We start from the raw sequence: 7490 nt of genomic DNA, 5'->3' as shown, positions 1-7490 counted from the left end.
CTCTCGGAAATTCCTGCGTGTTTGCTAACTTTGGTTTACGGCGGAATAGTTCTGCCGAACCATTCCGCAACGAAACCATAGCCAAGACCGTTGTGGTGCATATAAGAAAATGAGAACTAACATAAAAATATCGTTTCTGATTTTAATGATTTTGACAATAATCGGATGTCAAAACCCTGACAAAAATGAAAAACAGTTAGCTCAACAAGTGTTTGGAAAATGGAAAGGAGAAAATGACAGTCTTGGAGTTGAATTAAATTATGAACAATTCAAAAAATGGAATGACTTACTCGAACGGACTGAAAAAATTGTATGCAATGATAGTTTGCCAAAATATACTTTAAAAACAGAGAATGAAATAAAGACCATTTATTTCCGCAATCCGTGTTGGGAAGATTTTGCTTGTATTTTAATCAAACAAAAAAATGTGATTGAAATCCATAATGACACAATTAATAAGAATGATGAAAATTTCTTCCCTTTAGATAGTTTAGAAAACGTTTTAAAAAGAGATTTAGAAAATAATGGCAAAAACCCAAAGTTAAGTGATAATCCAGAAAAACTGTTGATTTACATTTCATACGACAACAAAAATGAATTTAAAAATCTACCCAATACTTTAAACCAACTGACAGAAACCTACAAGCGAATTACAAATAAGACTGATATTAAAATATTGTTGAATGACAAAATTGACCTTGTACCGCCACCACCGCCAATGAATGAAATTGAAATAAATGAATAAAAAATACGCACCACAACAATGTATAACCGCAATTACGGCGGATTCGACTACGTCCGAATCCACTCGGAATTGTGAGCGTCAGTGCCTAAACGAAAATTAAATAAAATTAATCCGTAACTGACGGTTATACGAGACCGTTGTGTGTAAGCTAAAAAAATGAAGAACTTTAAAATAAAAATCGGAACTATAATCTTTTGTGCTTTATTCGCAAATATCACTTTTGGACAAAAGGACTCTTTAAATTCTGATTGGAATAAAATTATTGTCGGTAAATGGGTGAATAAAATTGACCGAACTGCGGACGGAAAAGAATACGTAGGACTGAATTGTCGAGATACGATTCAATACTTACCAAATGGTAAATATATATCAAAACAATGCGCTTGGAATGAAACTGGAAAGTGGAAACTATCTGATAAAGGAGAGAAAATAATTCATTTTGATATTGATAACAAATACTGGAAAAAGGAATTAGGAACGGACGATTTAGGAGAAAGTCACTGTAAAATAATCTCGTTATCTAAATCTGAATTGGTAACCCAATTATTTAGTGAAGATGCGGGCGAAATCCATCAATTTTATGTTCGATTGGAATAAAAGCCTACACACAACAATGTATAACCGCAATTACGGCGGATTCGACTACGTCCGAATCCACTCGGAATTGCTAACGTCTGTACCAAACCGAAAATAATCGCTAATTTAACCCGTAACTGACGGTTATACGAGACCGTTAGCAAAAATTTAAAACCGACCGAAATGAACAAAATAATTCTAACTTCATTAAGCATAATTTTTGCTTGTAATTCAATTTTCGGACAAACGAACGAAGAAAAATACGCGAAAGATGTACAATCAATAGATGCAATAATTAATGCATATTATGATGTTGTTTCTGGTTCGAGTAGTGACCCTTGGGAATTCGAAAGAGATAAATTTATTCATTCAAAAAGTGCTGTAATCACAAGACTGGACGAAAATGGAAAAGCGAAATCACATACTCTTGAAGCGGAATATATACCAATCGGATTATCACCAAAAGAGGATTTTTACGAAAAGGAACTTAAAAGAACAGTAAGCAAATATGGAAATATTGCCCAAGTTTGGAGTGCATTCGAAATACGAACTGACCCAAATACAAAATCTAATATTAGAGGACTGAATAGCATTCAACTTCATTACGAAAGTGGAAGATGGTGGATAGATAGTTGGACTTGCGAAATGGAATCTGATAAAAACAATATTGTAACTGACTTTTTAAATGGCGAATAAAAAACTTTTGCTAACAATGGCTATAAGTAATTGCTCGTTCACGCCTACTTTGGAAATTCCGTAGGAATTTCCAACTTGGTGTGTACTTGCAAAGTTTAGTGCTAACCCACGCAACTACTCATAGCCGAGACCGTTGCCAGTAATTTGATGAAACACTCGATTTTCATATTAACAATCTTATTTACTCTGAATTTATTCGGACAAAAACCGACTGAAAAAGTTGGAGAAATTGAGGTTGAATTAATTGGACATAACTTCAAAAGAAATTCAGATTACGAATTGACCAAAAAGAAAACGAACCGAAAAAATCGACCATTTTCAAAAATGTATTTCGATTCAAATGGAATTTTGCTTAAATCAATAAGTTTTGGAAAACATCACAATACTGACTTAAGACTTTTAAACCAAATCAATATTTATACCTACGATTCAAATGGTTTGAAATCAAAAGTTGACATTTGGGAAACAGATTACGATAAAAATCTATCACATCAGTTTTATAAAAAGTATGATTTAGATAGCACGAAATCAAAGATTATATCGGAAAAAATGTATGAAATTAAATCCGATACGATTTACACTCAAACCGACTATTGGTATAATAAAAATGGCGAATATCAAGGCGTGTTCTTTGATTCAACTTACTATTACAAAAGAGAATACAATGAAAATGGAAATCTTTTAAAGTTACAGCAGATTTATAATGGAAAACTGAATTGGGAAACGAATTATTCTTATTCTGACAATCAAAGAATTGGCCTATTCCAGACATATTATAATGACGGAAAAGATTACTCAAAAAAAGAAATTAGAAATTATGACAATCTTGGTCGTTTGATTGAAATCGAAGAATTGCAATTAACCAAAGATGGATTGGAAGAAAAGACTAAATACTATTATGGCAAAAATGGAATTGTTGAGAAAATTGAGGAATATGACTCTTTTAACCGAGAAGATGGATATGAATTGATTTCTTATCTTGAAATTAAAGTGAAAAGTAAAGTAATCGTTGATTCGTTAATTGCGGAAAAAATAAACGAACAAATAATAACTGAATAAAAAACTACTGGCAACAATGGCTATAAGTAATTGCTTGTTCTCGCCTACTTTGGAAATTCCTGCGGAATTTCCAACTTGGTGTGTACTTGCAAAGTTAAATGCTAAACCACGCAACTACTCATAGCCGAGACCGTTGTGCTTCATTATGACCAACCATTAACCAATGATAAAATTCTTTAGAAAAATCCGCCAAAAAATGCTGACTGAAAATAAGTTCAGCAAATATTTACTCTATGCAATTGGCGAAATAATTCTTGTAGTTATTGGAATTTTGATTGCGTTACAAATAAATAACTACAACAATGGATTAGAAAATCAACGGACTGCACAAAATATAGTTAAAAACCTGAATCTGGAGTTTAAACGAAATAAAACAACAATTCAAGAGTCTATAAATTTTCACAAATCTATTTTAAATAGTACAAAAGGTTTAATGGAATTAATAGGACAGCCGAAAGAAATTTTAAATGAAAATAATCTTGATAGTTTAATCGCTATCAGTCTGGAATATACAGAATATAGACCAAGTCAAGTTGTTTATGCCGATTTAGTATCATCAGGAAGACTAAATCTTTTATCTGAAGATTTGAGATTATTATTATTTGAATGGTCTATCGCTTTGAACGGCAAGAAAGAGGGATATAATACGCTTGACGAAATTTCACAAACTTTGCTTATGCCATATTTAACAAAAAATGCGTCAATGAAGAATATTGACAGCTATAGCATTGTCGAATGGGAGGAAAAATCTAAACTAACAACAAATTACTATGCGATGTTTAGAGACTTGGAATTTGAAAATAATATGGAAAATCAAGTTTGGGATTTAACCAACTATATTAATTCTTTAGAAACTCTTGAAAAAGCGACTAATAAAGTCATAGAGAAAACTAATAAATAACGAAAGCACAACAATGTGTATAATTCATTGCTAGTACTATCCTACTTACGAAAATCCTTGCGGATTTTCTATTCGGTTTGTATTTGCTAATTTAGTTGCTAAAACACGCAACGAAATCATACACTAGACCGTTGTGTGTAATTTGAGGAATGAGACAAACGATAACCAAAAGTGATAAAAATTTAAGGATTCTGAACAAGTTAATTGTGAACGGATTCTATAATGGATATATCGGAACTGAAAAGTTTGAATTAATGCGGAATCGTTTCCCGAACAATCACAGACTAATCGGAATTGTGAATGACACAGGTAATTACGATTTGAAATTTGACTTTAAGTCACCAATGAATATTTTAGCGAAAGTTTTACTCGGACTCGGAATTCTGATTTCAATAATTTCGCTGATTAAAGGAAATTGGATTTTGCCGATTGTGTTTGTTGTTTTCGGACTGATTATGTTTGCGGATTTTAAACTAAAAGAGAAAAAAGAAATAAATATTTTCACGGATAAACTATTGGAATTCCACAAAACGGAATTTGACTAAAATAAAAAAACTACACACAACACAGTATATAAAAAATTGCTGTTTTGTGCTTAATCAATGTTAGTTGCTTTGTTTGCTAGCTTCTGATTTTCCTTCGGAAAATCCTCGCACACAAACACGCAACTTTCCATATACATAACCGTTGTGCGTAAGTTGACCAATGAACTCTAAAAGAATAATTAAATACGGAATTAGCCTTTTAATCCTTGAAATTATAGTTCTAGGATTTTGGACTTATCAAATGGAACCTGACCCAAGTGTTTCAATTGGAATTGTAATTATTGTACCTTTTCTATTTGTATTGAATATTATAATCGGAATTCTTTTCTATTTCTTTAAAAGCAAACTATCGAATCTCTTTTTTATAAATTCTATTGTCTGTCCATTAATATTTTTCGGAATCTGGAATTTATGGTTTATGAATTATCACGACCGAATATCAGAACGTTTTGACTTTGTTATCGGAGAGAAAAACTATGAAATAAGTCTATCTAAAAAATCTGACTATTTCTCTATTTCGGATATGACAAACCAACCAAATGGCTCGACATCTGGACTTTATTTTGGCAAATACGAAAGAAAGACGGATACTATCAAATTAACTGATGGAGAAACGAAAATGTTTATAGTTGAAAAGAAATTAATCGGATTTCCAGAAAAACCGAATGAAATAAAATTGAACGAATCGGAATGAAAAAACCTACGCACAACACCGTATAAAATTAATTGCTAGTTCTAGCCTACTTACGAAAGTCCTCGCGGACTTTCTATCTGTGATTTGTTTGCTAACTTTAGTGCTTAAAACACGCAACTAATCTTATACAACAACGTTGTAGCACATTTGAGCAACCCAATGAAAACAGGAATCATAATCATACTTGTAGTTTTAATTTTAGTCATCGGATTTTTCGTTTTGAAAAATAAATCGAATAAAGTTGAAAATGAAATGGTTGTATTTGTCCGACTTGAATCACAAACTGAATCTACAAAACATCTACCCTTATTACCTGAAAATTGGATTTCCGAAATTGAACAAAAATGGAATGGTAAAGAATGGGGAATTTATGACAATGAACATTATGACATTTGCGAAAAAATTTGCAACGAAGTTTACTCAACAAACAAATATTGGGAAAAGAATCAAACACACGCTGATTTTCTGAATGAATTGACAAAAGAACAGCGAATTTATTTCACTCTTATAAATTTTGAATCTCAAGTAAATAATGGTGGAGTTTACCAGTTTTTATTTAATAATCCTGATTTGCCAATAATTGCTTTAGAAGGAATGAAAGAAATCGGAATGTCTAAATTGGCAAAAGATTACGAAATAGTCTTAAAAGAATATTTTGGGAATTTTAGTACAATTCAAGATTTATATTTAAAGTTTCAAAACGATAAAAGCGATTGGAATAAAAGAGCGCAAGCATTTGCAGATGGCTATAAAGAACTTCCTTCAGCGGAGAAAATCGAAGATTACTTTTATGAGGAAAGTTTTGTCAAGTCATATCAGCAGGACTTGACTAAATACGTAAAAGCGAATCGGATTAAATTTTATAGAACTGAATAAAAAACGTGCTACAACAACGTGTAAAAATAATTGCTTGTGACTTGCCTACTTGGAAATTCCTGCGGAATTTCCAATGGTTCGGTTCATTTTTAGTAAGTTAGTTGCTTAACCACGCAACTATCCTTACACAAACACGTTGTAACACATATGGACAATTACTCACATCAATATTTCGGAAAGAATCTTGAGGAATTAGTTTTTCAAGATGTTTCGGACTTTTTTGCAACCGAAAAAGAAGAATCTGATAAAATTGAATTCAAAGCATTTCATCCGAATTATGGAAACTTCAATAAAAATCTTGAAGGTGTAATTCGAGGGATTTGTGGATTTTTAAACTCGAATGGTGGAATTTTAATTTGGGGTGCGCCACTTGGACAAAAAATTGATGATAGACTTGTGTTTCAAGGAGCTCTGTCATTAGTTGACCAACTAATTGAAAAAGATGCGTTAATTAGCAAAGTTTCGGACTCAATAACACCTTTACCTGTAAATATAAATGTTCAAATAATCGAGAACAATGGAAACTACTTATATGTTTTCGAAGTTCAAAAAAGTAATTACAGTCCACATCAATTTAAGAATATATATTATGCCAGATTAGATGGACAAACTAAACCTGCGCCACATTATCTAATTGATGCATTGTTTAAAAAGGTTTCTTATCCAAATATAGAGGGATTTATAAATTTGGATAGATTTGGTAACGCAAATAATGGTAATGTTTTTTTAGATATTTCAATTATCATTATCAATTTTTCTGCATTACAGAACGAAGAAGATATTAGTTACAGACTAATATGTGGTCAGGCAATATTTGCAGGTAGTTTAAACCAACAAACGGCTCATAATTACTCAATGCAAGGTCATCAATTCACGAATATTGGGAATATAGACATACTTCATTTTGGAGCACCCGAAATGACTTCTCAACGACTTATTTTTAGTTTGGACACATTAGGAGACGAACATAATTATGAAATGGATTTGGTGCTATTTTTTGGAGGCAAGAAGTCACCTTTAAAATTTTCTGAATATAAGTTGAATTTCGGAAATGGACCTATCGCATCTCAAAACCCAGTTGGATTGCTAACGAAAATTGAAGAAAATGTTCTTGCATCCGAAAAGCAAAAAGCTTTAGGGACGACTCGTGAAAATTTATTAGACTCAATATTAAAAAGATAAAAAAATACGTGTTACAACAATGGCTATAAGTAATTGCTTGTTCTCGCCTACTTCTGAAAATCCTCGCGGATTTTCAGCTTGGTGCGTACTTGCAAAGTTAAGTGCTAACCCACGCAACTACTCATAGCCGAGACCGATGGAATACATTCAGCGAAAAAGCTGACCAAAATGGTTCCACAACTGCGTTGTTCCCACCCTTTTGGTTCATGTATTCCA

Annotated in this window: 9 protein-coding genes; all 9 read left to right on the top strand. The window is 32.1% G+C overall.

The window, feature by feature from the left end; genetic code table 11:
- The first annotated feature begins 145 nt into the window (after positions 1 to 145).
- The 9 genes from ACFEMA_RS14560 (at position 146) to ACFEMA_RS14520 (ending at position 7274) form a co-directional block, all read left to right on the top strand.
- Entirely contained in the window at positions 146 to 745 is a 600-nt protein-coding gene (locus ACFEMA_RS14560) for a hypothetical protein (protein ID WP_411768943.1), read from the top strand.
- Between the two features lie 156 nt (positions 746 to 901).
- Entirely contained in the window at positions 902 to 1342 is a 441-nt protein-coding gene (locus ACFEMA_RS14555) for a hypothetical protein (RefSeq protein ID WP_411768942.1), read from the top strand.
- A 162-nt stretch (positions 1343 to 1504) separates the two neighbouring features.
- Positions 1505 to 2017 (top strand): hypothetical protein, encoded by a 513-nt coding sequence (locus ACFEMA_RS14550; protein ID WP_411768941.1) that lies wholly within the window; start codon positions 1505 to 1507, stop codon positions 2015 to 2017.
- Positions 2018 to 2164: 147 nt separating this feature from the next.
- The gene (locus ACFEMA_RS14545) at positions 2165 to 3076 is read left to right on the top strand and encodes a hypothetical protein (protein ID WP_411768940.1); all 912 of its coding nucleotides are present in this window, start codon (positions 2165 to 2167) and stop codon (positions 3074 to 3076) included.
- A 163-nt stretch (positions 3077 to 3239) separates the two neighbouring features.
- Complete coding sequence (locus tag ACFEMA_RS14540) at positions 3240 to 3977, top strand: DUF6090 family protein (protein WP_411768939.1); 738 nt, start codon at positions 3240 to 3242, stop codon at positions 3975 to 3977.
- A 149-nt stretch (positions 3978 to 4126) separates the two neighbouring features.
- Complete coding sequence (locus tag ACFEMA_RS14535; protein WP_411768938.1) at positions 4127 to 4522, top strand: hypothetical protein; 396 nt, start codon at positions 4127 to 4129, stop codon at positions 4520 to 4522.
- 160 nt (positions 4523 to 4682) lie between these two features.
- Positions 4683 to 5216, top strand: a complete 534-nt coding sequence (locus ACFEMA_RS14530) for a hypothetical protein (RefSeq protein WP_411768937.1) — start codon at positions 4683 to 4685, stop codon at positions 5214 to 5216.
- 159 nt (positions 5217 to 5375) lie between these two features.
- Positions 5376 to 6092, top strand: coding sequence for a DUF4375 domain-containing protein (locus ACFEMA_RS14525; RefSeq protein ID WP_411768936.1), 717 nt, complete (start codon positions 5376 to 5378; stop codon positions 6090 to 6092).
- A gap of 147 nt (positions 6093 to 6239) precedes the next feature.
- Positions 6240 to 7274, top strand: coding sequence for an ATP-binding protein (locus tag ACFEMA_RS14520; protein WP_411768935.1), 1035 nt, complete (start codon positions 6240 to 6242; stop codon positions 7272 to 7274).
- Positions 7275 to 7490: the final 216 nt, after the last annotated feature.

The sequence above is a fragment of the Winogradskyella sp. A3E31 genome (genome assembly GCF_046720935.1).
Lineage (GTDB): Bacteria > Bacteroidota > Bacteroidia > Flavobacteriales > Flavobacteriaceae > Winogradskyella.
This window is presented reverse-complemented; position numbering and strand designations above follow the sequence as displayed.